This window comes from Pseudomonas sp. GD03875 (assembly GCF_029840585.1).
GTDB lineage: Bacteria > Pseudomonadota > Gammaproteobacteria > Pseudomonadales > Pseudomonadaceae > Aquipseudomonas > Aquipseudomonas paralcaligenes.
Genome location: NZ_JAOCCV010000005.1, coordinates 89846 through 116845 on the forward strand (window position 1 = coordinate 89846; position 27000 = coordinate 116845).

Sequence of the window (27000 nt, forward strand, 5' to 3'; positions counted from 1 at the left end):
GAACCTGCTTACGATCTTCTGGATTAGAGCCAGACAAGGCCTAGACGGCCCCACAAAAACGGCCGAGGAAGCGGAATGTACAAGTAGTACATGAGCATTCCGAGGCTGTTTTTAACGCCGTATGGCCGACAGCCAGGAGATCGTAAGTAGGCTCTCAGGGTCGCAACAGCAGCTCCAAACGGTGAATAAAGGCTTCCAGCGGCTGCAGGCTGCGGCCGACCTTGAGGCGGGCCAGCACGCCTTGCCAGGCGTTGGAAATGAAGATCGCCAGGTTCTCGCAATCCTCGTCGGCGGCCAGTTCGCCGGCGGTCCGGGCCTGTTCCAGGCAGCGCTGCAGGATGTCCACCGAGGCCTGCTGGATACGCTCGACCTCGGCACCGATGGCCGGCAGCACCTCGCTCATCTCGAAGCTCAGGCTGCCGATGAAGCAGTGGTATTCGGGCTGCTCCTGGCGCGCGAAGTGGGCCTGCAGTTCCCGGTAGTAGCCGAGGATGCGCGCGCTGGGGCTGAGCGCCGGGTTGCTCAGGGCCTCGGTATAGCGGGCCAGGCGTGGCTGATAGACGAACTCGAGCGCCTGCAGGGCGAAGTCTTCCTTGCTGGCGAAGTAGTGGTAGAAGCTGCCCTTGGGGATGCCGGCGGCCTGCACGATTTCCTGCACGCCGGTGCCGTGGTAACCGCGGCGCGTCATCACCTGCGAGCCCTTGGCCAGGATCAGGTCGCGCTTGTCGAGTCGGATGCTGTTGTTCATGGGACGAGCATATGACCGGTCGTCTCGCCCCGCACAGCACTATTGATATCGGTGATCGAGGTCCAGAACCGAGAAGACCGTAGGGTGCGCCACGCTCACCTCAACGCAGTGACGGGGCGCGGCCCGGAACGGCGCGCGCTCCGGGTGCGTCAGCCCAGCGCCTTCTCGATGGCCTGGATCAGCGCGGGATCGTCCGGCGCGGTGCGCGGCGAGAAGCGCGCCAGCACGCGGCCGTCGCGGCCGACCAGGAACTTCTCGAAGTTCCAGGTGATGTCGCCGGGGAACTCGGCGCCCTCTCCCGCCAGCAGGCGATACAGCGGATGACGGCCGGGGCCGTTGACCTCCAGCTTACTGCCCAGGGGGAAAGTCACTCCGTAGGTGAGGCTGCAGAACTCGCGGATCTCCTCCTCGCTGCCCGGCTCCTGGCCGGCGAACTGGTTGCACGGCAGCCCGAGCACGGTGAAGCCGCGGTCGCGATATTCCTGGTGCAGATTTTCCAGCCCGGCGTACTGGGGGGTCAGGCCGCACTTGGAGGCCACGTTGACCACCAGCACTATCTGGCCCTTGTAGGGCGCAAGCGGCAGTTCCTGGCCGTCCAGCGCGCGCAGATTGAGATCGTGAAAGGCACTCATGACGGACTCCTTGAGCATGATGAGATTCTGTGCCAGACAGAAAAGGCGCCCGCGGGCGCCTTTTTCGGTCAGCTGATCTTAGCAGCCGGGGGCGGGCCTGAGACGACCATAAGTCGCATCGCCCGCCATCGGCGACCTGCGATCAGTGGTGGTGACCGCCTTCGCCGTGGATATGGCCGTGGGCGACTTCCTCGGCGCTGGCGTCACGCACGTCGACCACCTTGACCTTGAAGTTCAGGCGCTGGCCGGCCAGCGGGTGGTTGCCGTCGACGATCACGTCGTCGCCGTCGATATCGCGGATGGTGACGATCTGCATGCCGCCGTCCGGGCCGGAGGCGTGGAACTGCATGCCGACGGCCAACTCGTCTACGCCCTCGAACATGCTGCGGTTGAGAGTGGCGACCAGCTCGGCGCTGTACTCGCCGTAGGCTTCGGACGGCTCGATGGCCACGCTCAGCTCGTCACCGGCCTGCTTGCCTTCGAGGGCCTTTTCCAGGCCGACGATGATGTTGCCCGCACCCTGCAGATACACCAGCGGGGCGCCGCCGGCGGAGCTGTCGATCACCTCACCGGCATCGTTGGTCAGGGTATAGTCGATGGAGACAGCCTTGTTGGCGGCGATCAGCATGGAGGGGAAACCTTTGCTAGAGAATGGAAAGGCGGCAAGTTTACCCGCCACGTCGGCCGAAAGCGACCGCGAGCCTGACGGACGGGCCGCGTTGCTGTTGGGCTTCCATCAGGACGAGGACGGCCACTGGGTGGCCGACCTGTCCTGCGGCCACACCCAGCACCTGCGCCACCTGCCGCCATGGCAGAATCGCGCCTGGGTCACGGACCCGCGCGAGCGCGAGCGCCATCTCGGCCAGCCCTTTCCCTGCGGCTGGTGCGCGGCCGAACGTGCGAACAACAGATAAGGAACAGTCATGGCGGCACGCAATATCCTGGTCATCAACTGTGGCAGCTCGTCGATCAAGTTCGCCCTGGTCAACGAAGCCCATTCCCACTTCACCCTGAGCGGCCTGGCCGAGCGTCTGGGCAGCCCGGAGGCGGTGCTGCACTGGCAGCGCGGCAGCGGCGAGAAGGACAGCCTGATGCTGCCCGGCGGCGATCACCGCGCCGCCCTGCATCAGTTGCTGCCGCTGGTCCAGGGCGCCGCCGGCGGCCAGCTGCACGGCATCGGCCACCGCGTGGTGCACGGCGGCGAGCAGTTCACCTCTGCCTGCCGCATCGACGTCCACAGCCTGCAGGCGATCCGCGCCACCGCGCCGCTGGCGCCGCTGCACAACCCGGCCAACCTGCTGGGCATCGAGGCGGCGCTGAAGCTGTTCCCCAACCTCACCCAGGTAGCGGTGTTCGACACCGCCTTCCACCAGAGCCTGCCCGAGCACGCCTACCGCTACGCCGTGCCGGAGACGCTGTACCGCGAGCACGGCGTGCGCCGCTACGGCTTCCATGGCACCAGCCACCGCTTCGTCAGCCACCGCGCGGCGGAGATGGCCGGGCTGGCCTATGGCGACAGCAGCTGGCTGTCCGCCCACCTGGGCAACGGCTGCTCCACCTGCGCCGTCGTCGACGGCCAGAGCCTCGACACCAGCATGGGCCTGACCCCGCTGGAGGGCCTGGTGATGGGCACCCGCAGCGGCGATGTCGACCCCAACCTGCACGGCCACCTGGCCCGCACCCTGGGCTGGAGCCTGGAGAAGATCGACGCCATGCTCAACAAGGACAGTGGCCTGCTCGGCCTGTCCGGCCTGTCCAACGACATGCGCAGCCTGGAGCAGGCCCGCGAGCAGGGCCACCCCGGCGCGACCCTGGCCATCGAGGTGTTCTGCTACCGCCTGGCCAAGTCGCTGGCGGCCATGGGCTGCGCCCTGGCGCAGCTGGACGGGCTGATCTTCACCGGCGGCATCGGCGAGAACTCGCCCCTGATCCGCAGCAAGACGGTGGCCCACCTGCGCCTGCTCGGCCTGGCGCTGGACAAGGAGGCCAACGCCCGCTGCATCCGCGGCGTGGCCGGCGCCATCCACGCCCAGGGACACCCACGGGTGCTGGTGGTGCCGACCAACGAGGAACGGCAGATCGCCCTCGACACCCTGGCACTGCTCGACACCTGAACCGGCGGAGGCGCCGCCTCCCCTCTCCTGACTACCCCCTGCAGAACCGCTCCTGCGACAAACGGAGATTCCATGCATACCTTCTTCATCGCCCCCACCGGTTTCGGCGTCGGCCTCACCTCCATCAGCCTCGGCCTGGTCCGCGCGCTGCAACGCGCGGGGCTGAAGGTCGGCTTCTTCAAGCCGATCGCCCAGCCCCACCCGGGCGACGCCGGGCCCGAGCGTTCCAGCGAGCTGATCGCCCGCACCCACGGCCTGCTGCCGCCCAGGTCGCTGCCACTGGCCCAGGTCGAGCGCATGCTCGGCGACGGCCACCTGGACGAGCTGCTGGAAGAGATCGTCAGCCTGCACCAGCAGGCGGCCGAGGGCATGGACGTGCTGATCGTCGAGGGCATGGTGCCGACCCGCCACGCCAGCTACGCCGCGCGAGTCAACGTGCACCTGGCCAAGAGCCTGGACGCCGAGATCATTCTGGTCTCGGCGCCGGAGGGCGAGGAGCCGGAGAGCCTGACCGAGCTGTCCGACCGCATCGAGATCCAGGCCCAGCTGTTCGGCGGCCCGCAGGACCCGAAGGTGATCGGCGTGATCCTCAACAAGGTGCGCCACCCGGAGGGCGTGGAGGCCTTCACCGAGCAGCTCGGCCAGCTCTCGCCACTGCTACGCGCCGGTAACTTCCACCTGCTCGGCTGCATCCCCTGGCAGGACGAGCTGAACGCGCCGCGCACCCGCGACGTGGCCGACCTGCTCGGCGCGCAGATCCTCAACGCCGGCGACTACGAACAGCGCCGGGTGCAGAAGATCGTGCTGTGCGCCCGCGCCGTGCCCAACACGGTGCAGCTGCTCAAGCCCGGCGTGCTGGTGGTCACCCCCGGCGACCGCGACGACATCATCCTCGCCGCCAGCCTGGCCTCGATGAACGGCGTGCCGCTGGCCGGCCTGCTGCTGTGCAGCGACTTCCCGCCGGACGCGCGCATCCTCGAACTGTGCCAGGGCGCGCTGATGGGCGGGCTGCCGGTGCTGACGGTGAGCACCGGCTCCTACGACACGGCGACCAACCTCAACCGCATGAACAAGGAAATCCCGGTGGACGACCGCGAGCGCGCAGAGAAGGTCACCGAGTTCGTCGCCGGCCACATCGACCACGACTGGCTCAAGCAGCGCTGCGGCGCGCCGCGGGAGCTGCGCCTGTCGCCACCGGCGTTCCGCTACCAGCTGGTGCGCCGCGCCCAGGCGGCGAACAAGCGCGTCGTCCTGCCCGAGGGCAGCGAGCCGCGCACCGTGCAGGCGGCCGCCATCTGCCAGGCGCGCGGCATCGCCCGCTGCGTGCTGCTGGCCAAGCCGGAGGACGTGCACAACGTGGCCAGGGCACAGGGCATCACGCTGCCGGACGGCCTGGAGATTCTCGACCCGGAGCTGATCCGCGAGCGCTACGTCGAGCCGATGGTCGAACTGCGCAAGGGCAAGGGTCTCAACGCGCCCATGGCCCTGGCCCAGCTGGAGGACAGCGTGGTGCTGGGCACCATGATGCTGGCCCTGGACGAGGTCGACGGCCTGGTCTCCGGGGCCATCCACACCACCGCCAACACCATCCGCCCCGCCCTGCAGCTGATCAAGACCGCGCCCGGCTACAAGCTGGTGTCCTCGGTGTTCTTCATGCTCCTGCCGGACCAGGTGCTGGTGTATGGCGACTGTGCGGTGAATCCCGACCCCAACGCCACCGAGCTGGCCGATATCGCCCTGCAGAGCGCCGCCTCCGCCGAGGCCTTCGGCGTGCCGGCGCGGGTGGCGATGATCAGCTACTCCACCGGCGACTCCGGCAGCGGCGCCGAGGTGGAGAAGGTACGCGAGGCCACCCGCCTGGCGCGCGAGGCCAACCCGGCGCTGCTGATCGACGGCCCGCTGCAGTACGACGCCGCGGCCATCGCCAGCGTCGGCCGGCAGAAGGCGCCGAACAGCCCGGTGGCGGGCCGTGCCACGGTGTTCGTGTTCCCCGACCTAAACACCGGCAACACCACCTACAAGGCGGTACAGCGCAGCGCCGACTGCGTCAGCGTCGGCCCCATGCTGCAGGGCCTGCGCAAGCCGGTGAACGACCTGTCGCGCGGCGCGCTGGTGGACGACATCGTCTATACCATCGCCCTGACGGCGATCCAGGCAGCGTCCATGCGCTGAGCGCTCTCGTAGCCCGGATGAAATCCGGGCTACGAAATCGTGCGAAATGCGCGGAATGAACGTTAAAATCCGCGCCACCCACCGCGCGGGGCGGCACGGACAGGAAGGATGACTCCCAGGTCCATCCCAGCACTTGCCGTTCAGTGCACAAGCGTTAACCTTGGCGCCGGACCGACTTGCCGCAGGGAGTGCTGCAGGTATCTCGACCGCACAGGGGCGCACAGAAAGCCCCATGACCAGGAGCCCTCCGAGACCATGCTGCAATTCCTGCCCGCTCCGCTTCGCGGCGTCATCAGCGCCCTGCTGCTGGCCCTCAATACCCTGATCTGCTGCTGGCCGCTGTTCGCCGTGGCACTGCTCAAGCTGCTGCTGCCCTTCCCCGCCGCCCAGCGCGTGCTGCGCGCGGTGATGCATGGCATCGCCGAGTTCTGGATCGGCGTCAATAAGTTCTGGATGGATCTTGTGCGCGACACCCGCTGGGACGTCGAGGGGTTGGACGGCCTGGACATGCGCCATTCCTACCTGGTCACCAGCAACCACCAGAGCTGGGTGGACATCCTGGTGCTGCAGTACCTGCTCAACCGACGCATGCCGCTGCTGAAGTTCTTCCTCAAGCAGGAGCTGATCTGGGTGCCGGTGATCGGCCTGTGCTGGTGGGCGCTCGAGTTCCCCTTCATGAAGCGCTACACCAAGGAATACCTGGCCAGGCACCCGGAGAAGCGCGGCCAGGACCTGGCCACCACGCGCAAGGCCTGCGCGCGCTACAAGAGCAACCCGGTGTCGGTGTTCAACTTCCTCGAAGGCACCCGCCTGACCCCGCAGAAGCACGCCCAGCAGAATTCGCCCTTCAAGTACCTGCTCAAGCCCAAGGCAGGCGGTATCGCCTTCGTGCTGGATGCCATGGGTGAACAGCTGGATACCATCGTCAACGTCACCATCCACTATCCCGGCGGCAACCCCGGTTTCTGGGACCTGCTCGCCGGCAATATCGGCGAGGTGGTGGTGCGTTTCGACAAGCTGGCGGTTCCCGCCGAGTTCATCGGCCGCAACTACGACCAGGACGAGCAGTACCGCCTGCAGTTCCAGCAGTGGGTAAACCAGCTGTGGGAGGCCAAGGACGCCCAGCTCGGCCGCCTGCACGAGCAGTACCCGGGCCGCGGCTGACTCAGCCGGGCAGCTCGCCCGGGCGCCACTCGCTCCAGTCCAGGCGCGGCGGGAAGGCGCCGGCGCGGGCTGCCGGCAGCCCCGGCGCGACGAGGAAGCCCTGCATGGTGGTACAGCGATGGGCGATCAGCCAGTCGCGCTGCTCCACGGTCTCCACCCCTTCGGCGACCACTTCCAGGCCCAGATGGTGGCCCAGGTCGATGATGGTGCTGACGATCGCCGCGTCCCGGGGCGAGTCGAGCATGTTGGCGATGAACAGACGGTCGATCTTCAGGGTGTCCAGTTCGAAGTGGCGCAGGTAGGCCAGCGACGAGTAGCCGGTGCCGAAGTCGTCGATGGCGATGCGTACCCCGAGCGCGCGCAACTGGCGCAGTTGCTCTCGGGTGGTGTCCAGGTCCTGCATCAGCGCGCCCTCGGTCACCTCCACCTCCAGTTGCGCCGGATCGAGGCCGTGCCGTTCGAGGGTCCGGCGCAGGTCGTCGACCAGTTGCGGCATGCCGAACTGCACGGGGCTGACGTTGAGGCTGAGCAGCAGCCGCTCGCCGAACTGCGGCTGCCAGGCGCGGCACTGGCGGATGCCCTGGTTGAAGATCCAGTCGCCCAGGCGGTTGATCAGCCGGGTCTCTTCCAGCAGCGGGATGAATACCCCCGGCGAGATGGTCCCGGCCACCCGGTGCTCCCAGCGCAGCAACGCCTCGAAGCCGCGCAGGCGGCCACTGGCCAGGTCGATCTGCGGCTGGTAGACCAGCACGAAGTCGTCCTGCTCGATGGCGTTGCGCAGGCTCTCTTCGAGCATCAGCCGGGAGCGCGCACGGCCGTTCATCTCCGGCGAGAAGAAGCGGTACTGCTGGCGCCCGGCGCGCTTGGCCTCGTACATCGCCATGTCGGCCGAACGCAGCAGGCCATCCACCGTCTGCCCGCACTCGGGGTAGCAGGCGATGCCGATGCTGGCGCCGAGGGTGAAGTCGACACCATCCAGCGAGTGGCGCACCGAGACCAGTTCGATCAGTTTCTCCGCCACCCGCGCCGCATCCTCGGGGTGGTCGAGGCTGTCGAGCAGCGCGGTGAACTCGTCGCCGCCCATCCGCGCGACGATGTCGTAGGGGCGCAGGCAGGCCTTCAACTGCTCGCCGACCCTGCGCAGCACCTGGTCGCCGGCCTCGTGGCCGAGGGAATCGTTGATCCGCTTGAAGCCGTCCAGGTCCAGGTACAGCACGGCCATGCGCTTGCCGCTGCGGTCGATGCGCGACAGCGCCGTGTCCAGCGCCTTGTGGAAGCCGCGGCGGTTGTACAGGCCGGTCAGCGCATCGGTGACCGCCTGGGATTCCAGTTGGGCGTGCAGGTTGCTGACCACCGACATGTCCAGGGCGATCAGCACCATGGAGTTCTGGTACTGCGGCAACGGCGAGCAGGACAGCGCCACCGGCAGGTAGTCGCCGTTCAGGGTACCCAGCACCGCGTCGTGCACGCGGTAGGTCTGGCCCGCCCGCCAGTGCCGGTAGAACTCGCTCTCGTCCCACTTGCCGGGCATCTCCGGCGCCTTGAGGTAGGACAGCAGCGCGCTGCCCTGCAGGTCCGCCACTTCACCACCGAGCATCTGCGCCATGGCCGGGTTGGCGAAGCGGATGATGCCGTCGCGGTCGATCACCAGGATGCCTTCCGAGGCGTTGTCCAGCACCGAGGCGTTGAAGGCGCGCTCGCGGTCCAGCTGCTGGCTGAGCTGGAGCAGTTCGCGGCGGTAGCGCTCCTGCTCCAGCAGCGCGTTGATCTTATGCCTGAGCACCTTGGGGTCGAAGGGCTTGAGGATGAAATCCACCGCGCCGCTCGCGTAGCCCTTCAGCACCGATTCCTCGGTGTGGGCGATGGCGGAGAGGAAGATGATCGGCGTGTAGCGGGTGCGCGGGCTACCGCGCATCAGGCGCGCCACCTCGAAGCCATCCATCTTCGGCATCTGCACGTCGAGCAGGACCAGGCCGACGTCCTCGTCCATCATGCAGCGCAGGGCCGACTCGCCGGAGTCCACGGTACGCACGTTCCACTGCCCGTCGTCGAGCAGCGCCTCCATGGCCACCAGGTTCTCCTCGCGGTCGTCCACCACCAGGAGTATCTGCCGGTCGTCATCGGCCTGCCGTTGCACCTGCCCCATCCCACCTCCTTCTATCTGCATCGCTCGCCCCTCCTCAGCCCCGCGGCCCCGGCGCCAGCCAGCGGTGCAGCATCTCCAGCAGCTCCTGGCGCCCGACCGGCTTGGCCAGGTAGTCGTCGCAGCCGGCGGTGATGCATTTCTCCCGGTCGCCCTTCATGGCGTGGGCCGTAAGGGCGATCACCGGGACGTTGCAGCCGCGTTCGTCCTTCAGGATACGGGTGGCGGTGTAGCCGTCCATGTTGGGCATCGCCATGTCCATCAGCACCAGGTCGAAGGGTTCGCGGGCGAATGCCGCCAGCGCCTCCTCGCCGTCCCTGGCCGGCACCACCGCCAGGCCCAGCTCGTCCAGCAGCGCGGTCATCGCGTAGATGTTGCGAATGTCGTCGTCGACCAGCAGCACACGCCTGCCGGCCAGTTCGGAATCGTCGGCCGAGGGCTCGCGCACGGTCGCCAGGAACCCCTGCAGCGCCGCGCTCAGGGGGCCGAGGTCGTCGCCGTTCTTGCGCACCACCACCGCCGAGTAGCGGCGCAGGCGCTGCAGGTCCTGGCGGGTGACGTCCACGCCGGTGTTGATCACCACCAGGGTGTTCTGCAGCGGGCGCTCGCGCTGCAGCGCCTCGAGCAGGTCGAAGCCGTGCTGGTCGGGCAGGTCGAGGTCGATCACCAGCGCATCGAAATTCTGCCCAACGTAGGCCTGCAGGGCCTGCTCGGCGCTGCCCAGGGCGACCACGTGGAAGCCGATCTGTACTAGGTGCTCGCGGTAGTGCTCGCGCTCCGCCTCCACGTCCTCGACCAGTAGCAGCCTGCGCGGCGGGGTGTCGGACAGGGCGATGTCCTCGAACACCCGCTCCAGGTCCTGCCGCGCCACCGGCTTGACCAGGTAGCGGGTGCCGTCGCCGTTCCAGCCCTGGGGCTGCGGCACGCAGGAGACGATGTGCACCGGCACGTCGCGGTACTGCAGCATGCCGCGCAGGCGGCGGTAGATCTGCCAGCCGCTGATGTCGGGCAGCAGGATGTCGAGGATCACCGCGACGAAGCGTTCGCCCTGCATCAAGGCGATGGCCTGCTTGCCGTTGCGGCAGTGGACGCTGGTGAAGCCGTGGGCCTGGGCCTCCTCGGCGATCACCGTGGCGAAGTTGGGATCGTCCTCGACGATCAGCACTGCCGGGCCGCTGCCGCTGCGCTGGGGCACCGCGCCGAGCGGATCGTCGTCCTTGTCCACCGGGCTCAGGGCCAGCACCGGCAGCCGCACGATGAAGCGCGAGCCCTGCCCCGGCGTGCTCTCCAGGCTGATCCGGCCACCCAGCACCTCCACCAGCTGGCGGGTGATGGCCAGCCCCAGGCCGGTGCCGCCGAAGCGCCGGCTGGTGGAGCCGTCGATTTGCTGGAAGGCCTGGAAGATGCGCTCGTGCTGCTCCGGATCGATGCCGATGCCGCTGTCGCGGACGACGAACTGCAGGGTCTCGCGCTCGTCGTCCAGGGACACCGGCGAGTGACCGATGGATAGCTCCACATCGCCGTGCTCGGTGAACTTGAGAGCATTGGACAGCAGGTTGCGCAGGATCTGCTGCAAGCGCCCGCGGTCGCTGTGGATCACCCGCGCCACGCCGGGATCGAGGTGGGTGATCAGGCGCAGGCCCTTGATCTCGGCCATCGGCCGCAGACTGGAGTCCAGCTCCACCAACAGGTCGTGGACATTCACCGGCTCCAGCTTGAGCTGCACCCGGCCGGCCTCGATCTTGGACAGGTCGAGCACGTCGTTGATCAGCTGCAGGAGGTCGTTGCCGGCCTTGTAGACGATGTCCGCGTGCCTGACCTGCTTCTCGGTCAGGTTGCCGGCGACGTTGTGCCTGAGCTGTTCGCTGAGGATCAGGATGCTGTTGAGCGGCGTGCGCAGCTCGTGGGACATGTTGGCCAGGAATTCCGACTTGTAGCGGTTGGCCATGGCCAGTTGCTCGGCCTGTTCGCGCAGGCGCTGCTCGGCGGCCCGGCGCTCGCTGATGTCGATGATCACCGCCTGCACCAGGCTGTCGTCGCCGCTGCGCAGGGGCGACAGGCCCACTTCCAGCGGAATCAGCCGACCGTCGCGGTGCTGGCCGAACAGCTCGCGGTTGCCGCCCATGCGCCTGGGCGACGGGTCGCGGAAGAAGCCGTCGCGCAGGGACGGGTGGTGTTTGCGCGAAGACTCCGGCAACAGCATCTCCACCGGCTGGCCGATCATCTCGTCGCGGGCGTAGCCGAACATCTGCTCGGCCTGCCGGTTGACCATGCTCAGGCGCCCCTGGCCGTCTACCAGCACGATGGCGTTGGGCGAGGCTTCCACTACCAGGCGGAAGCGCTCCTCGGCGGCCTTGCGCTCGCTGATGTCGATGATTACCGCCTGCACCAGCACTTCCTGGCCGACGCGGATCGGCGCCAGGCCCACCTCCAACGGGATCAGCCGGCCGTCGCGGTGCTGGCCGAACAGCTCGCGGTTGCCGCCCATGCGCCGCTGCTCGGGAGCCTTCTGGAACTCGCGGCGCATGGCGACGTGGCCGTGGCGCAGCGGCTCCGGCAGCAGGCGCTCCACCGGCTGGTCGAGCAGTTCGTCGCGCCCGTAGCCGAACAGCAGTTCCACCTGGCGGTTGACCATGACCACCCTGCCCCGGCTGTCGACCAGCACGATGGCGTTGGGCGAGGCCTCCACCACCAGGCGGAAGCGCCCCTCACTCTCGCGCAGCCGCGCGCTCTCGGCCATCGCCCGTTCGCGCAGCAGCAGGAAGCCGCCCACCAGCAGCGACAGCAGCACCGAGGCCAGCAGGCCGGCGCCGAGGCTGATCGGCAGGCCGCTGTTGCCCACGGTGGCCTCGTACAGAGGCGTGCTGCTCACCCGCAGCTGCCATTCGCGGCCGTAGATGTCGAGCTGGCGCCGGGTCTCGAAGCGCGGCCGGTGGGGATGCTCGCCGCTGTGCGCCAGCAGCGGCCGGGTGGGATCGGCCGAGTCGGTCAGCTCGACCTCGAACTGACTGGAGAGGCTACCGAGAATGCCGTGCATCAGATCGTTCATGCGGAACGAGCCGCAGACCATGCCCAGCAGCGCCGCGCGACGCTCCTCGGTGGTGCTCAGCGGGGCGTTCTGGCGGAACACCGGCAGGTACAGGAGCATGCCGGTCTGGGCGTCCTCGTCGGTCTCCTGCTTGAGCCGCAGCGGGCCGGTGAGCACCGCGTCGCCGCTGCCGCGGGCACGCTCGATAGCGGCACGGCGGGTGGCCTCGCTGTACATGTCGAAGCCGAGCACGCGGCGGTTGCGCCAGTCCAGCGGGTTGATGAATTCGATCACCATGTAGGCGTCGCGCTCGCCCGGCGGGTAGACGGCGAAGTCACCACGGCCTTCCGTCCGGGTCCGTGCGACGAAGGCCTCCAGCTCGCCGGCCTCCACGTAGCGCCCCCAGGCCAGCGCCTGGATGCCGGGGTAGTGCTCCTGGAGCTGCAGCTGCTCGGTGGCGCGCTGCCATTCCCGGTCCGCCACCTCATCGCTGCCCGCCATCAGGCCGGCCATGCCGCGCAGCACCATCTCGTAGGCGCGCATGCGCTCGCGCACGCTCATCTCGACGCCGTCGACGGCCAGGGCGAAGCGCTGTTCCTGGGCCTCGCGGTTGCCCTGCGCCAGCGTCCACCATTGCCACAGCACCAGCGAGGCGAGCGCGACCAGCAGGAGCAGGCTGACGATAAGCGGAACGATGGGTTTGCGAGTGGGGAAGATGGGAGCGGCGTCGTCCATGGTTTCTCCTGTTCCTGCGGCCACGCCTCGCTCGCCTGAGCGCGCCCGCTCGCGCGCGGCCGAGCGCGTCGTCTGCTGAGAGTGTAGTCAGGAATCTCCACCAGCATGGCGGAATGACAGACGGCATTTCGCCATCATCCAAAAAACAGAAGGCCCCGAACGGGGCCTTCTGGGTGAAGCGGTGTTTTCTACTGCGCGCCTTGCGCGCCGGGCAGGGGCCGCAGGGTCACTTCCACCCGGCGGTTCTGCGCGCGGCCATCGGCCGTAGCGTTGCTGGCGATCGGCTGGTCCGGGCCGGCGCCACGGGTGCTCAGGCGGGAGGCATCGACGCCCTGGGCCGCCAGGTAGTTGGCCACGCTCTGTGCGCGGCGCTGGGACAGGCCGACATTGTGAGTGTGGCTGCCGGTGCTGTCGGTGTGACCGACGATCTCGATGCTGTTCTGGTTGTACTGGCGGACGGACGAGGCCAGGTTGTTCAGCGGGGCGTAGAAGCTGCTGGCGATGTCCGCCGAATCGGTGGCGAAGGTGATGTTGCCGGGCATGATCAGCTGGATGGTGTCGCCCTGGCGCTGCACTTCCACGCCGGTGCCTTCCATGCTGCGGCGCAGCTCCTCTTCCTGCTTGTCCGCGTAGTAGCCGTAGCCCGCGGCGGCGGCGCCCGCCACGGCCGCGCCGATCAGCGCGCCCTTGCCGCGATCCTTCTTGCTGGAGGTGGCCGCGCCGACCGCTGCGCCGGCCACGGCCCCCAGGCCGCCGTACTTGACGGTCTTGCTGACGCCGGAGTTCTGCTGCGGGGTCTCATAGGGATTCTGCGAGGCACAGCCCGCGACTAGGGCCACGACGAGGGCGGCGAAGACGGGGCGGGCGAGGTAAGCGTTGATCATTCGATACTCCTGAGCGAAAAGCGGACAGACCGCAACGGTTAGAGCGCGGGGGCCGGCGAAGATTCCCCCGGCTGCCGTTTCGCTTCGCTCTTCCGGCGCGCGGCCGCTTGGGTTAGCTTCGGAGCCTTACTCCGGCTCCGGTGACTTCCATGGCCCTGCACACCTGGCTCATCTACTTCACCGCCGTCTTCGGCCTGGCGCTGACGCCCGGCCCCAACGGCCTGCTCGCGCTCACCCACGGCGCGCTGTACGGCCACCGCCGCACCCTGTGGACGGTGAGCGGCGGGGTGATCGGCTTCGTGCTGCTGATGGCGCTGTCGATGTTCGGCCTCGCAGCCCTGCTCAAGGCCTCGGCCCACGCGCTGCTGGTGCTCAAGTGGCTGGGCGGCGCCTACCTGGTCTGGCTCGGCATCCAGCTGTGGCGCTCGCCGCCGCTGCAACTCACGCCACTGGAAGGCGCCGGCGCCCGCTCGGGCGCGCAGCTGTTCCGCCAGGGCCTGCTGTCGGCCATCTCCAATCCCAAGGTGATCCTGTTCTACGGCGCCTTCCTGCCCCAGTTCCTCGACCCGGCGCGCAGCCTGTGGCTGCAGTTCGTGGTGATGGCGACGACCTTCGCCCTGGTCGAGGGATTGGTTGAGTACCTGCTGGCCCGCACCGCCCAGCGCACCCGCCCCTGGCTGGAACGCGCCGGACGCGGCTTCAACCGCTGCTGCGGCGGGCTGTTCGCCGCCATGGGTGTGGCGTTGCCGCTGACGCGCTAAGAACCTGTTCAAAATCTGCTGTGCGTCGGCTCTGCTGCGTTAAAAACAGGCTCGGAATGCTCATTTACACCAGTAAACTCCGATTCCTCGCCTGTTTTTGCCTTGCATAGCGCTAGCTCGCGAGACTTTGAACAGGGTCTAAGCGCTCACTGCTCCGGCTCCATGGCAAAGCCGACGCCGAAGCGGTTCCACACGTTGATGGTGGCGATGGCCAGGGTCAGCTCGGCCATCTCGACCTGACTGAACTGCGCGGATACCTCGTCGTGGATCGCATCCGGCGCGTGGCGCTCGTGCAACAGGGTCAGGGTGTCGGTCCACAGCAGGGCGGCGCGCTCGCGCTGGGTGAAGAAGGGCGCATCCTCCCAGGCTCCCAGGGCCAGCAGGCGGCGGGCGGATTCGCCGGCCTGCAGTGCGGCGGCGCTGTGCATGTCCAGGCACAGGGCGCAGCCGTTGAGCTGCGAGGCGCGGACCTTCACCAACTCGCGCAATGGGGCTTCCAGGGAGAAACCATTCTGGGTCTTCTCCAGGGTATAGACGGCCTGGAACACATGCGGCGCGGTCTGGTGATAGTGGTTGCGTCTGCTGGTCATCATGGCGGCTGCTCCGAAAGAGCCCGGCACCGCGCCGGGGTTCGGTGCCACTGTATTACCCGCCTTCAAGCGGATAAATTGTCCACCAACGCAAACATTGTACGGAGAGACGCACAGTGGCCTTCGACCGCCTCGAGGCGATGCGCGCCTTCTGCCGCATCGTCGAACTGGGCAGCTTCACCCGGGCGGCGGACAGCCTCGGCCTGGCCAAGACCACCGTGTCCGGCCAGGTGGCGGCGCTGGAAGCTCACCTGGGCGTGCGCCTGCTGCATCGCACCACCCGCCGCGTCTCGCCGACCACCGACGGTAGCGCCTACTACGAACGCTCCCGCGCGTTGCTGGATGACCTCGATGAACTGGAGAGCGACGTCTCGCAGAGCCTCGGGCTGGCCCGTGGGCGGGTACGGGTCGAGATGCCGTCGCCGGTCGGCCGCTTCCTGATCATCCCCGCCCTGCCCGACTTCATCGCCCGCCATCCCCTGATCCACCTGGACGTGGGCTGCGGCGAGCGCGTCGTCGACCTGGTACAGGAAGGCATCGACTGCGCGATCCGTGGCGGCACGGTCAGCACGCCGGACCTGGTGTGCAAGAGCATCGGCCAGATGCGCTTCACCCTGTGCGCCACGCCCGGCTACCTGGCCAGGCACCCGGCGGTGCGTCATCCGCGCGACCTGCAGGCCCTGGACTTCCTGGCCTTCGTCTTTCCCGCCAGCGGCCGGCAGAAGAGCAATGTGCTGCAGCGTGACGACGAACGCTTCGTCCTCGATCAGGAACCGACCATGCGCTTCAATAGCGGCGGCGCCTACATCGCCGCCGCCGAGGCCGGCCTGGGGTTCGTCGCGGTACCAACCGTGGAGGCGCGCCGGCCGCTGGCCGAGGGCCGGCTGGTGGAGATGCTGCCGCAGTGGCGCCTGGAGAGCATGCCGATGAGCCTGGTCTACCCTTACTCCCGGCGCCTGTCGGCCAGGGTGCGCGCCTTCGCCGACTGGGCCGGCGAGGTGATGGACAGCGACCCGCTGTGGCGGGCCTGAACGCGCGTCGGGCGCGCATCCGGCCATTTGCGATTAAGCTGTGGCCCCGCCGTTTCCCGTCTTCCTCCTGCCTCTCCGGTGACCGCATGCGCCTGCTACTCGCCCTGCCGCTTCTGCTGTGCGCGGGCGCCTTCGCCGAGCAACGGCCGATCCGCTTCGCGGTGACCGAGAGTTCGACCATGCCGCTGATGCGCTACGAGCAGGGCCGCGCCGCCGGCGGCATTCTCTTCGACCTGCAGACGCGCCTGGCGCAGAAGCTCCAGAGGCGCGCCGAACTCCTGGTGCTGCCGCGGATGCGTGTGCAACAGATGATGGCGCGCGGCGAGATCGACGTGCGCTGCTACGTCAGCCCCGACTGGGTGGAGGGCGCGCACCACCAGTACGTATGGAGCGTGCCGTTCATGCAGCAGCGCGACCTGATCGTCGGCCGCGCGGACGAAACCGAACCGCCCGGCCGGGACGGTGAAACCATCGGCACGGTGCTGGGCTTCTCCTACCCGCGCCTGCAACCCCTGTTCGCCGACGGCAGCCTGCGGCGCGACGACGCCCGCACCCAGGAACTGGCGCTGGAGAAGCTGGACGCCGGGCGCTACCGCTACGCGGTCAGCAACCAGCTGGCGCTGGACTGGCACAACCGCCAGCGGCCACCGGAGCACCGGCTCAAGGTGTTCGAGGAGATCGCCAGCGACTTGATGGCGTGCATGGTGCGCGACGAGGGCAACGTGCCGACCATGCAGTTGCTGCGTGCGCTGGTACGGATGAAACAGGATGGCGAGTTCGAGGCGATCCTCGACCGTTACCGCTAGCCGTGCGCGCCGAGGAGCCCGGTCAGCCCTGCCCCTGCAGCTCGCCCAGGCACTGCCCGGACACCCATTGCAGGCGCTCCATCAGCGGCGCCGGCAGTTCCGCCTGCTGCAATGCGGCGAAGTCCTCGGCGGAGAAATCCCGCTCGATGCGGGCCACCGTGCAGTCGCAGTAGCGCGACGCGGGCTCGCGGCCCAGGGCCTCGCCGGCGCTGTCCAGGCAGCCTTCGCGGAAGACCTCGCGCAGGCCCGGCGGCCAGTCGGCCGCCAGCGCGGGCAGGACGACCAGCGGGAGGATGGCGAGGGCGGCACGGCGGATCATGGCTGGGGCGGATTCTCGTCCGGGCGGATGTCGAAGCCGCCACGGTTCTCGCTGACGACGTGGAAGTACTGGGTGCTGCCCGGCTCGACCTTCACAGCGACCTCCTTGTGCAGTCGGCCCATGCCGCAGAGGGTGTCGTCCAGCGGGTCGATCTTCAGGCCCAGCACGCGGGTGCCGGCGGGCACCTGGAAGCTGGCCACCTCGGCCATGCCGATGCGCGCGGCCAGCTTGCGGTCCACCTCGATGGCCACGTAGCAGCCGCCGCCCATCAGGCCCATGTCGCGGTTCACCACCAGGCGGCCGCCGTTGGCGTACTCGTCCTGGTAGGCCAGCAGGCGGTCTTCGGGCACGGGCTTGATGTTTTCCGCGTCGGGGCGGAACGAAGAACAACCTACCAGCAGAACCAGGGGTACAACGGCGAGGAACTGGCGCATGGAAGCCCTCCTTGGGCATCGTGGGGTCGGAGCAGTATTGGCGCTGGAACGCTTTGCCTCAAGGGGCCTCGGCCCCTGGGCGAAAATCCTGAACCTCGCGCCGGGCACAGGTCTCTACAGATCAGTGATTCCTAGAGGAGTTCGACATGAACAGATCGCTGCTCTGCGGCCTCGCCGCTTCCCTGCCCCTGCTGGCCATGGCCGCCCCCGAACTGGCCGAAGAACTCAACGGCCTGAAGGTGGAAACCAGCACCAGCCCGATCACGGCCCAGGACAACACCGGCTCCGGCCCGGTCACCGGCAACGCCACCCTGGTGGTCAAGCTGACCAACCACGACACCCGCAGCGTGGAATGCGAGGTCGACCCCGGCCCCACCGCCACCGAGGTGCAGATCCAGAAGGTCAACCTGGAGCCCGGCGAAAGCACGACCCTGCGGGTCGACAGCCGCGCCTCGGGCACGGGCACCAACGCCAAGCTGACCTGTCACTGATCCCGCATTTCACTCCCCGCCGGGTCCGCTCTGGGCCTGGCTTCTTTTTGGCTCTGTCCACGTCAGTTGTTGCACACCTTGTGGGAGCGGATTCATCCGCGAATGTCGCGGCCAATCGGAATGCCGCCCAGCCGCTCCCACAAATGCAGGATTGCGCCACCAACACGTAGCGCTGTTGCCCGGGGAGCGCCGCGCCTACCCGCGGAAGGTCTGCCGCCACGCGCTCGGCGATACGCCGAAGGCGCGGCCGAAGTGGTGACGCAGCGACACCGGCGAGCCGAACCCGGCCAGGGTGGCGATCGCCTCCACGCTCTGCTCGGTGCCTTCCAGCAGGCGCTGGCACAGCGCGAGACGCTCCGCCAGCAGCCAGTCGCCCACCGTGGCGCCAGTCAGCTGGCGGAAGCGCCGGGTGAAGGTGCGCCGGCTCATCAGGGCGCGCTCGGCCAGGCTGTCCAGGCTGTGCGGCAGGTCGAGGTGGGCGCGCACCCAGTCCAGCAGGCCCGCCAGGCGGTCGTCGCGGGAGGTGGCCGGTAGCGGCTGCTCGATGAACTGGGCCTGGCCGCCCTGGCGATGGGGCGGCACCACCAGGCGCCGGGCCACCCGGTTGGCCACCTCGGCGCCGTGCTGCTGGCGCAGCAGGTGCAGGCAGCAGTCGATGCCGGCGGCCGTGCCGGCCGAGGTAAGCAGGCCGGCGTCGTCCAGGTAGAGCACGTCGGCGTCCACCGTCACCTTCGGGAAGCGCTTCGCGAAGTCCCGGGCCCAGGCCCAGTGGGTGGTGGCGCGCCGACCGTCGAGCAGGCCCGCCTCGGCCAGCACGTAGGCGCCCAGGCACAGGCCGACCAGCCGCGCACCGCGTGCGTGGGCCGCCACCAGCGCGTTCAGCAACGCCTGCGGCGGCCGCTCCTGCGGGTCGTCGTGCCAGCTCGGCACGATCACCGTGTCCGCCCAGGCCAGCGTCTCCAGGCCGTGCTCCACGCGCAGACCGAAGCCGGCCGTGGTGCTCAGCGAACCGGCCCGCTCCGCGCACACGCGCAGCTCGTAGAACTCGGGGCCCGGCCCCAGCTCGCCGAACACCAGGCAGGGCACGGACAGGTGAAAGGGCGTGATGCGGTCGAAGGCGACCACGGCGATGCGGTGGGCGGGCATGCGGGAACTCCAGGCCGTTTGGCCCGATATTAACGCAACCTGGCTTGTGGGCCACTCACGGCCGGAAGGACGGCGCACGAACAATGGGTTCCACCACAACCCCCACGAGGAGCCCCCGCCATGAACCAGCCGCCCCAGCGCGCCCTGATCGTCATCGACGTGCAGAACGAGTACGTCACCGGCAACCTGCGCATCGAGCACCCGCCCATCGACCATTCCCTGGCCAACATCGGCCGCGCCATGGACGCTGCCAGCGCGGTCGGCATCCCGGTCATCGTGGTCCAGCACTTGGCGCCCGAGGACTCGCCGATCTTCGCCCGCGGCAGCCAGGCGGCCGAGCTGCACCCGCAGGTGGCGGAGCGCCCGCGCGATCATTTCATCCAGAAGGCGATGGCCAGCTGCTTCGCCGGCACGGACCTGGCCGACTACCTGAGACAGCGCGGCATCGACACCCTCAGTGTGGTCGGCTACATGATCCATCACTGCGACGACTCCACCGTGCGCCAGGCCCATCACGAGGGCTGGCAGGTGGAGTTGCTGCACGACGCCACCGGCGCGCCGCCCTATCGCAACGCGATGGGCTCGGCCACCGCCGAGGAAATCCACCGTGTGTTTACCGTGGTGATGCACACGGGCTTCGCCGCCGTGCTCGGCACCGACGACTGGATCGAGGCGCTGCACAGCGGCGAAGCGCCCCAGCCGGACAACATCTACCTGTCCAACCAGCGCGCCATCGCCGACCGCTGAACACGGTCGGCGCGTAGGGCGGGTGCAACCCGCGTGCAATGCAACGCGGGCTTCGCCCGCCCTACGTTATGCGAGACGCTTGATCAGCCGCGCCTGCAGCTTCTCCAGCTCGGCCGGGTCGGCCTGGTGGGTGGCGTGGATGCCGAGTTTGTCGCCCTCGTAGCGCGGCACGATGTGCACGTGGATGTGGAACACCGTCTGCCCCGCCGGCGCGCCGTTGAACTGCGCCACCTGCACACCGGCCGGCTCCAGTTCGTCCACCACCGCCTGGGTCAGCTTGCGCACCACGGCCATCACCTTGGCCAGGTTGGCGTCGTCGATCTCCAGGATGTTGCGCGCCGGGGCGTTCTTCGGAATCACCAGGCAGTGGCCGTAGGACTGGGGGAACAGGTCGAGGAAGGCGAGCACGTCATCGTCTTCGTACAGCTTGTAGCAGGGAGCCTCGCCGCGAATGATCTTGGCGAAGATGTTCTGGGCGTCGTAGGTGCCTTGCAGGCTCATGGGGTTCTCCGTGACCGAGTGGAACGACAAGGGCGAACCATACCGGCTTCCGACCTGTCACGTAAGGATGTCGCCCGCACGGGCGGCCGGCTATCCTGACCACTTCGCCAAATCCCCGGAGCGCCCATGCCAGACCTTTCCGCCTTCCCCATCACGGGCAAATGGCCCGCCACCCGGCCCGACCACCTGCAGCTCTACTCGCTGCCCACTCCCAATGGCGTCAAGGTGTCGATCATGCTGGAAGAGACCGGCCTGGCCTACGAGCCGCACCTGGTCAGCTTCGACACCAACGACCAGCTCAGCCCCGAATTCCTCTCGCTCAACCCGAACAACAAGATTCCCGCCATCCTCGATCCGGACGGGCCGAACGGCACGCCGCTGCCGCTGTTCGAGTCCGGCGCCATCCTCATCTACCTCGCCGAGAAGACCGGCCAGCTGCTGCCCCGCGACCCGGCCGCGCGCTACCAGTGCATCCAGTGGCTGATGTTCCAGATGGGCGGCATCGGCCCGATGTTCGGCCAGCTCGGCTTCTTCCACAAATTCGCCGGCAAGGACTACGAGGACAAGCGTCCACGCGACCGCTACGTGGCCGAATCCGCGCGTCTGCTCGGCGTGCTGGACAAGCACCTGCAGGGCCGCGACTGGATCATGGGCGACGACTACAGCATCGCCGACATCGCCACCTTCCCCTGGGTGCGCAACCTGATCGGCTTCTACGAGGCCGGCGAACTGGTGGAGTTCGAGCGTTTCGCCAACGTCCGCCGCGTGCTCGACGCCTTCCTCGCCCGCCCAGCCGTGCAACGCGGGCTGAGCATCCCGCAGCGCGGCTAGGCCGCAATCCGGCACTGGCGCGATGCCCGTGCCGGCGCAGGCTGCCCTCCTTACTGATCCGAAAGTGGACTGGCAATCAGCCATCAGACTGGATATAACCCTGTGAAGCGTGCTGGTAATGGCCTATCAGTCAGCCACAGGGACGAGGCTATCAGCGGATTTGCATTCACTGCCTGCAAGGAACTGCGATGACTGACGACGTGATTGGCGTAACGGTTTGCGACGAGTGCGGCACTCGCTACAAGCTTCGGGAAAGAAACCGCCACCAGCTGGGAAAACCGGCGCGCTGCCAGAAGTGCAATACCATCTTCACGGTCGAACTCGTCGATCCCACGCCGCTGGAAAACGCGGCAATCAAGAACGAGGAAGAACAGGCCCAGGAAGTCACCGAGCGCAAGCGCCAGCGCAGAACCAGGGAAGAAATCCGCCAGGAGTACCTGGACACCATCCGTACCGGCTTCAAGTCGCTGCATCCGCGCCTGGTCGCCATGGACCTCGCGGAGAAGTCGTCGGAAGAAAACGTGCGGATATGGGTCATCGACAGCCTGATCAACGCCCTCGGCTACAGCCACGACGAGATCGACACCGAAGTCCGCACGCTGGGCAAGCGCGTCGACATCGCCCTGAAGAAGAACGGTCAGATATTCCTCGTCATCGAGTGCAAGGGCGTGCGCACCAAGCTCGGCAACAGCGTCAGGGACCAGGCGATCAATTACGCCACCAGCCTCTCGGCGCCTTGGGCCGTCATCACCAACGGACATATCTGGCGCCTGTACCGCATCATTCCACGCCAGGGCCGCGACCCGAAGCTCGTCGAAATCTTCGATGTGGCGCTGCTGGACGCGGACGGTGTCAGCGATAGCGATGTGGAAAGCCTGTTCCTGCTCACCGCCCGCGCGCTGTTCAGCGGCGATACCGAAAAGATGAGCCACCTGATCGCCTGCACCACCCGCCGCAAGATTCTTCAGGCACTGACCTCGGATCGCGTGGTGAAGGCCATGAGGATGGAACTGATCGAAAGCTATCGGGAAAGCAACGGCGTGAACGTGCCCCTGGACGATGCCGGCACCAAGTCGGTGATCGCCGACGCCTTCGGCGTGGAAGACCTCTGACGGGTCGCCGCTCGATGCGCGACAGCCGTCATCCATTGCTCTCGACGCAGGTGCGCTCGGCGCGCGGTGCAGGTATCTTCGGCGTCCTTTCCCCGCAGTAGTGGACCCATGAGCCGCATCCTCGCCCGCAGCCTGCTTCTCGCCATCGGCGCCCTGTGCTCGACTGCCGCCCTCGCCCGGGTGGAGGTCGAGGCCGCCGAGCAGAAGCCTCTCGGCCCGATCCTGATCGCCAAGATTTCCGAGGAGATCGCCCCCGGCGACTACGAGGCGCTGTTCAAGGGGCTGCAAGCTAATCCGGGCAAGTACGCCCGCAAGGTGGTCCTGCTCGACAGCATCGGCGGCAGTGCCGCCGAAGCCATGCGCATGGGCCGCCTGCTGCGGGAAACCGGCTTCGAGGCGCTGGTGCCCTCCACAGGCGTGTGCCAGGGCAGCTGCATCTACCTGCTGGCCGCCGGCCACAAGCGCACCGTGCGCGGCCACGTCGGCCTGCATCGCCCGCACTTCCCGGCGGGCGAATCCGCCCAGGCGCGCCGGGCCGGCATGCCCTACGACCCGGCCGGCTACCTGCGCGCCATGGGTGTGGCGCCCGCCCTGGCCGCCGACATGCAGGCCATCGAACCGCAGCGCATGAAGGTGCTCATCGCCGACGACCTCAAGCGCTACCGGCTGGACTGAACAGCGGCGGGCCAGCCCGGAAACGACTGCGGCGCCCGAGGGCGCCGCAGCGGGATCAGGCCTTGGCCTTCTTGCGGAACAGGCGTTTCCACCAGTGCTTCGGACGGGTCACCGAGTTGCCGGAGTAGGCCTTCTGCGAATATTTCGGGAAGACGCCGAACACCTGCTTCATGCGGTAGTTCTCCAGGCTGTAGCCGGCGTCCAGCGCCTCCTGGTAGTAGCGCTCGAACAGCGCCTGCAGGTCCTGCCTCGGGTGCGGCATCACGGTGCCGTCGAACCAGTGCTTGCGCCCTTCGCGCTCCAGGCGGGGAAAGGAAATACCGTGGGAGAACTGGGTGCCCATGTCCGAGTAATGGAGGATCCTGATCTGCTCGACCGGGGTGTTCTCGCCGTCGATGTTGTTGTACTGGGTATCGAACGGCTGGATCACCTCGGTGTGGGTCTTGTAGTACTTCTTCAACTGCTGGTGGATTTCCGGCTTGCCCCGCAGCTCCTCTATCGGTGGCAGGTGCTTCTTCGCCTCGGCGCAGTCCCACATGGACACGCAGAAGCGCCAGGATTCCTCCCCGCCCTTCGCCATCACCACCTTGCCGGGCTCGAAGGCCTGGTTCCACAGCTCCGCCAGATCGCACAGCACGATCACGTCGGTATCCATGTAGATGGCCTTGCCCTGGTAGTCGCAGAACGCCGGGATGCCCCAGCGGAACGCGGAGAACGGTGTGGTCCAAGCCTCGGTGCGCCAGCCCTGCTGCTGTTCCGGGTTTGAGTACCAGAAGCTCTCGGGGTCGCGGGAGAGCTGCATCCAGTGGATTTCCACCGGCTGCGAGCAGTGCTTGCGGATGCTGTAGTCCAGCACCATCATCTGCTCGAGGTCGCAATCGTTCGGATCGCAACCCACGAAAACACGAATCGTCTCCGACATTCTTGGCGAATCTCCCTGTTGTTCTGTTGGCAGTCACGGCATCGAGGCCGAAGCGCGGCATCATACTGCCAAACGTCTCTCCTGAAGATGCCCTCCAGCCCCCATCGGACGGGCAGCATCGCGCTTCCGACCACAGGCAGGATGCCAAAGAAAAGGCTATGTCCCCGTTGCGTGCTGCAGACGCTACAACTGTCCTGAGGAAGCCTGTCTGGGAGACGGTAGGGTGGTTGGGCCACAGGCCGTAACCCACCAGCGCAATCGACCGCACCACCGCCGGTGGGTTACGCCGGCAAGCGGCTTACCAGCCCTGTGCGTTGTGCGGTCACCCCCCTATAACTGAACGCTGCAGCTACCTGCCCCTGGATTATTCCCCTTCGGGCCAGCGCAAGCGCTGTTCAGCGATACAGCTGCTGTCCCGCCTGCGCGGGGATGACGGTTTCGGAAGAAACTTCCCCCTACCTCGTCATCCCCGCGCAGGCGGGGACCCAGAATGAGTCAGAGCACTACAACACGTAACAGAGACATAGCCGAAGAAAAGGGCAGCGCCCCGGAGCAGCCGGAGCGCGCCCGGGAGTCATTCGGGCTGAATGCGCCCTCCGCGCACTTCCACCCGCTTGCCGGTCTCGAAACGCTGATGCGGCGAGCGAATCCAGCGCTCTTCGCCCGCCTCGTCCCGCACCACGTAGGCAGTGCCGGTCTGGCCGCTGGCGCGTTGCGCCTGGGCTCCACCCCAGCCTCCCAGCGCCGCGCCGACCACCGCCCCGACCGGCCCACCGGTGGCGGCGCCGACCATCAGCCCGGTCAGCGCACCGAAGCCGGTGCCGACCGAATTCTCCTCCCGCTCGGCCACCACCTCGGCAGCCTGGACGGATTGCACGGCCAGCAGGCCGACACTGAAAGCAAGCAAGGTAAAGCGACGCATGGAAGTTCTCCGTTGGCAATTTTGTGCCCAGGGAACTACTCAGCTTTCATGCCAGAAAACTTGTCCTTTGAATTCAACAGGTTGAAAACTATGAATGTCGATATGACAGCATGACCAGAAAGTCCATAGGACAACTGGCGATGTCCGGATGACAGCGCAGCGGCAGACGAAGAAAGTCCTCAAGGTGCGCCCTACCTCGCCCCGCAGATGGATGGGTTGCACGGCACGCAGTGCATTGCATAACGTCGCACCACCGAACAGGATGTCGGGCCAACCGGTCCTGCCACGATAAGGAACTGCCGATGCGCCTCGGTTTCTGGCCGCTTTTTTCCGCCCTCACCGCCCTGCCGGTCGTCATCTACCTGATCAATCCGCTCGACGTTCCCAGTCTCGACCCGCGCCTGCGCCTGCTCGGCATCGCCCCTTTCCTGATCCCCGCGAACTCGATGAACCCGACTCTGGAGAACGGCGACCACATCATCGTCAACGCTTGGCCCTACCGGCTAGACACGCCGCAACGGGGCGACCTGGTGGTATTCCTTCACCCGCAGCAGACGGAGACCAAGTACGTGAAGCGCCTGGTCGGCCTGCCGGGCGAGCGGGTAGCGCTGCGGGGTGGCACCGTGTTCATCGATGGCGAGGCGCTGGACGAGCCCTACGTGCTGGACCTCGCCCAAGAGCGGACACCCGAAACCACCGAGATGGCGGAGCGGACGATCCCGGGCGGCGAGTTCTTCATGCTCGGGGACAACCGCAACCACTCGTACGACAGCCGCTACTGGGGGCCGGTACCGGCCGCCAACCTGATCGGCCGGGCCGGTAAGCTGCTCTGACATGCCGGCCGCCAGCGATGCGTATCCTTCGTGAACGCCCCTACGGGCTGGAGAGATCAGTAGAATGATCGCCCACTCCCGCAAGCCGATCCGACAGATGAGCAACGATCCCCTCCATGGCCTGACCCTGAAAGCCATCCTCCAGGCCCTGGTGGACAAGCACGGCTGGGAGCGTCTCGGCCAGCTCATTGCCATCCGCTGCTTCCAGCACGAGCCCAGCCTCGACTCCAGCCTCAAGTTCCTGCGCAAGACGCCCTGGGCGCGGGAGAAGGTGGAGGCGCTGTATCTCCGCGACATCGCCGGCAAGCACTGAACCGGGCAGGCGGATAAGCGGTCCGGCGACCTGCACGAATCTTCTAAACGCCGCCGCGCAAACCGGTTAAGGTCGGTACCCGCCCCGCCCACTCTCGCCGGAACGCCCGTGGATACACGCAACTGGATCGACTTCACGCAGGATGCCGACACCGGCATCGAGTCGATCCGCGCCCACTTCGAGGGCCACGCCTACGACCCGCACTGGCATGACAGCTACCTGGTCGGCGTCACCGAGCAGGGCGTGCAGCAGTTCAACTGCCGCCGGGAAAAGCACCTGAGCACGCCGGGCAAGGTGATCCTGCTGGAGCCGGGCGAGATCCACGACGGCCACGCGCCGACCGAGGAAGGCTTCACCTACTCGATGCTGTACATCGACCCGCAGTGGCTGGAGCGCGAGCTGCACGCGCTCTTCGAGCACGCGCCGGCGGACAGCACGCCGAGCTTCGCCAGCATCCTGAACAACGACAGCCGCCTGGCCGGCGCCATCTTCCGCGCCTTCCAGACCCTGCACCAGGGCGACCTGCGCATCGTCCGGCAGACCGCCATCGACGACCTGCTCGGCACCATGACCAGCCGCCTGCAGTGGCGCAAGCGGGAGAACCCCGACCCACGCCTGCCGCTGGTGGCCCAGGTGGCGCGCGACTACCTGCACGCGCACTTCGACCAGGACATCGGCCTGGACGACCTGGCGGCGGCCTGCGGAGTGGACCGCTTCCGCCTCGGCCGCGCCTTCAAGAGCGCCTTCGGCATCGCCCCGCACGCCTACCTGATCCAGCTGCGCCTGGCCAAGGCGCGTCAGCGGCTGGCCCGTGGCGACAGCCCCGCCGACGTGGCCAGCGCCCTCGGCTTCGCCGACCAGAGCCACCTGGGCCGATGGTTCCGCCGCGCCTACCGGCTCACCCCCGCCGACTACCGGCGCCGCTGCTCAAAGCTTCCAGACTGAT

At 67.6% G+C, this 27000-nt stretch carries 28 protein-coding genes; 15 read left to right on the forward strand and 13 right to left on the reverse strand.

The annotated features are described in order from the left end of the window. Positions 1–154: 154 nt before the first annotated feature. From N5D30_RS05945 to N5D30_RS05955, 3 genes are all read right to left on the reverse strand, one after another. The gene (locus N5D30_RS05945) at positions 155–748 is read right to left on the reverse strand and encodes a TetR/AcrR family transcriptional regulator (protein ID WP_279908142.1); all 594 of its coding nucleotides are present in this window, start codon (positions 746–748) and stop codon (positions 155–157) included. Between the two features lie 149 nt (positions 749–897). After that, positions 898–1380: a glutathione peroxidase gene (locus N5D30_RS05950; protein ID WP_220813858.1), complete on the reverse strand. Its 483-nt coding sequence runs from the start codon at positions 1378–1380 to the stop codon at positions 898–900. A gap of 142 nt (positions 1381–1522) precedes the next feature. Beyond that, positions 1523–2008: a peptidylprolyl isomerase gene (locus N5D30_RS05955; RefSeq protein WP_279908144.1), complete on the reverse strand. Its 486-nt coding sequence runs from the start codon at positions 2006–2008 to the stop codon at positions 1523–1525. Between N5D30_RS05955 and N5D30_RS05960 the strand changes: the two genes are divergently transcribed. From N5D30_RS05960 to N5D30_RS05975, 4 genes are all read left to right on the forward strand, one after another. Next, positions 1977–2294: a DUF3565 domain-containing protein gene (locus N5D30_RS05960; protein ID WP_279908145.1), complete on the forward strand. Its 318-nt coding sequence runs from the start codon at positions 1977–1979 to the stop codon at positions 2292–2294. The genes N5D30_RS05955 and N5D30_RS05960 overlap by 32 nt on opposite strands. Positions 2295–2303: 9 nt before the next feature. Beyond that, on the forward strand, positions 2304–3494 hold the full coding sequence (locus N5D30_RS05965; RefSeq protein ID WP_279908147.1) for an acetate kinase: 1191 nt from the start codon (positions 2304–2306) through the stop codon (positions 3492–3494). Positions 3495–3566: 72 nt separating this feature from the next. Further along, entirely contained in the window at positions 3567–5666 is a 2100-nt protein-coding gene (pta, locus tag N5D30_RS05970; protein ID WP_220813862.1) for a phosphate acetyltransferase, read from the forward strand. Between the two features lie 255 nt (positions 5667–5921). Continuing rightward, positions 5922–6830, forward strand: a complete 909-nt coding sequence (locus N5D30_RS05975) for an acyltransferase (RefSeq protein ID WP_279908148.1) — start codon at positions 5922–5924, stop codon at positions 6828–6830. 1 nt (position 6831) lies between these two features. Here the strand turns inward: N5D30_RS05975 and N5D30_RS05980 are convergent, their stop codons facing one another. From N5D30_RS05980 to N5D30_RS05990, 3 genes are all read right to left on the reverse strand, one after another. Further along, on the reverse strand, positions 6832–8976 hold the full coding sequence (locus tag N5D30_RS05980) for an EAL domain-containing protein (protein ID WP_279908149.1): 2145 nt from the start codon (positions 8974–8976) through the stop codon (positions 6832–6834). A 34-nt stretch (positions 8977–9010) separates the two neighbouring features. Beyond that, positions 9011–12736: a CHASE domain-containing protein gene (locus N5D30_RS05985; protein WP_279908150.1), complete on the reverse strand. Its 3726-nt coding sequence runs from the start codon at positions 12734–12736 to the stop codon at positions 9011–9013. 188 nt (positions 12737–12924) lie between these two features. Next, entirely contained in the window at positions 12925–13620 is a 696-nt protein-coding gene (locus tag N5D30_RS05990) for an OmpA family protein (protein WP_279908151.1), read from the reverse strand. 149 nt (positions 13621–13769) lie between these two features. Between N5D30_RS05990 and N5D30_RS05995 the strand changes: the two genes are divergently transcribed. Next, positions 13770–14381, forward strand: a complete 612-nt coding sequence (locus N5D30_RS05995; protein ID WP_279908153.1) for a LysE family translocator — start codon at positions 13770–13772, stop codon at positions 14379–14381. A 146-nt stretch (positions 14382–14527) separates the two neighbouring features. Here N5D30_RS05995 and N5D30_RS06000 read toward each other — a convergent pair whose 3' ends face one another. Beyond that, complete coding sequence (locus tag N5D30_RS06000) at positions 14528–14971, reverse strand: carboxymuconolactone decarboxylase family protein (RefSeq protein WP_279908271.1); 444 nt, start codon at positions 14969–14971, stop codon at positions 14528–14530. A gap of 116 nt (positions 14972–15087) precedes the next feature. Here N5D30_RS06000 and N5D30_RS06005 point away from each other — a divergent pair, with 116 nt between their 5' ends. Next, entirely contained in the window at positions 15088–16002 is a 915-nt protein-coding gene (locus N5D30_RS06005) for a LysR family transcriptional regulator (RefSeq protein WP_279908154.1), read from the forward strand. Between the two features lie 86 nt (positions 16003–16088). Continuing rightward, entirely contained in the window at positions 16089–16808 is a 720-nt protein-coding gene (locus N5D30_RS06010) for a transporter substrate-binding domain-containing protein (protein ID WP_279908155.1), read from the forward strand. A gap of 22 nt (positions 16809–16830) precedes the next feature. On the opposite strand, the gene N5D30_RS06015 is transcribed toward N5D30_RS06010, so the two are convergent. Then, the gene (locus tag N5D30_RS06015; protein WP_279908156.1) at positions 16831–17127 is read right to left on the reverse strand and encodes a hypothetical protein; all 297 of its coding nucleotides are present in this window, start codon (positions 17125–17127) and stop codon (positions 16831–16833) included. Then, entirely contained in the window at positions 17124–17561 is a 438-nt protein-coding gene (locus tag N5D30_RS06020; RefSeq protein WP_279908157.1) for a 3-isopropylmalate dehydratase, read from the reverse strand. The genes N5D30_RS06015 and N5D30_RS06020 overlap by 4 nt, the downstream gene beginning before the upstream one ends. Before the next feature lie 146 nt (positions 17562–17707). On the opposite strand from N5D30_RS06020, the gene N5D30_RS06025 reads away from it, so the two are divergent. Then, entirely contained in the window at positions 17708–18052 is a 345-nt protein-coding gene (locus N5D30_RS06025; RefSeq protein WP_279908158.1) for a hypothetical protein, read from the forward strand. 195 nt (positions 18053–18247) lie between these two features. On the opposite strand, the gene N5D30_RS06030 is transcribed toward N5D30_RS06025, so the two are convergent. Further along, a complete protein-coding gene (locus N5D30_RS06030; RefSeq protein ID WP_279908159.1) occupies positions 18248–19198 on the reverse strand; it encodes a helix-turn-helix domain-containing protein in 951 nt (316 codons plus the stop codon). A 120-nt stretch (positions 19199–19318) separates the two neighbouring features. Here N5D30_RS06030 and N5D30_RS06035 point away from each other — a divergent pair, with 120 nt between their 5' ends. Then, positions 19319–19945, forward strand: coding sequence for a cysteine hydrolase family protein (locus tag N5D30_RS06035; protein WP_279908160.1), 627 nt, complete (start codon positions 19319–19321; stop codon positions 19943–19945). Positions 19946–20011: 66 nt separating this feature from the next. Here the strand turns inward: N5D30_RS06035 and N5D30_RS06040 are convergent, their stop codons facing one another. Then, positions 20012–20446 (reverse strand): HIT family protein, encoded by a 435-nt coding sequence (locus N5D30_RS06040; protein ID WP_279908161.1) that lies wholly within the window; start codon positions 20444–20446, stop codon positions 20012–20014. Between the two features lie 126 nt (positions 20447–20572). On the opposite strand from N5D30_RS06040, the gene N5D30_RS06045 reads away from it, so the two are divergent. The 3 genes from N5D30_RS06045 to N5D30_RS06055 all read left to right on the forward strand — a co-directional run bounded on the left by N5D30_RS06045 (position 20573) and on the right by N5D30_RS06055 (position 23064). Beyond that, positions 20573–21277 (forward strand): glutathione S-transferase N-terminal domain-containing protein, encoded by a 705-nt coding sequence (locus N5D30_RS06045; RefSeq protein WP_279908162.1) that lies wholly within the window; start codon positions 20573–20575, stop codon positions 21275–21277. Positions 21278–21465: 188 nt separating this feature from the next. Next, a complete protein-coding gene (locus N5D30_RS06050) occupies positions 21466–22389 on the forward strand; it encodes a type I restriction enzyme HsdR N-terminal domain-containing protein (RefSeq protein ID WP_279905982.1) in 924 nt (307 codons plus the stop codon). A 108-nt stretch (positions 22390–22497) separates the two neighbouring features. Then, positions 22498–23064, forward strand: a complete 567-nt coding sequence (locus N5D30_RS06055) for a hypothetical protein (RefSeq protein ID WP_279908163.1) — start codon at positions 22498–22500, stop codon at positions 23062–23064. Positions 23065–23119: 55 nt separating this feature from the next. Here N5D30_RS06055 and N5D30_RS06060 read toward each other — a convergent pair whose 3' ends face one another. Then, complete coding sequence (locus N5D30_RS06060; protein ID WP_279908165.1) at positions 23120–23986, reverse strand: glycosyltransferase; 867 nt, start codon at positions 23984–23986, stop codon at positions 23120–23122. Between the two features lie 574 nt (positions 23987–24560). Further along, positions 24561–24908: a hypothetical protein gene (locus N5D30_RS06065; RefSeq protein WP_279908166.1), complete on the reverse strand. Its 348-nt coding sequence runs from the start codon at positions 24906–24908 to the stop codon at positions 24561–24563. A gap of 302 nt (positions 24909–25210) precedes the next feature. Between N5D30_RS06065 and lepB the strand changes: the two genes are divergently transcribed. The 3 genes from lepB to N5D30_RS06080 all read left to right on the forward strand — a co-directional run bounded on the left by lepB (position 25211) and on the right by N5D30_RS06080 (position 26999). Beyond that, positions 25211–25741 (forward strand): signal peptidase I, encoded by a 531-nt coding sequence (gene lepB / locus N5D30_RS06070; protein ID WP_279908167.1) that lies wholly within the window; start codon positions 25211–25213, stop codon positions 25739–25741. A gap of 64 nt (positions 25742–25805) precedes the next feature. Next, a complete protein-coding gene (locus N5D30_RS06075) occupies positions 25806–26054 on the forward strand; it encodes a VF530 family protein (RefSeq protein WP_279908168.1) in 249 nt (82 codons plus the stop codon). 108 nt (positions 26055–26162) lie between these two features. Then, positions 26163–26999 carry an AraC family transcriptional regulator gene (locus tag N5D30_RS06080; RefSeq protein WP_220814529.1) on the forward strand — a complete coding sequence of 279 codons (837 nt, stop codon included), beginning with the start codon at positions 26163–26165 and terminating at the stop codon, positions 26997–26999. Position 27000: the final 1 nt, after the last annotated feature.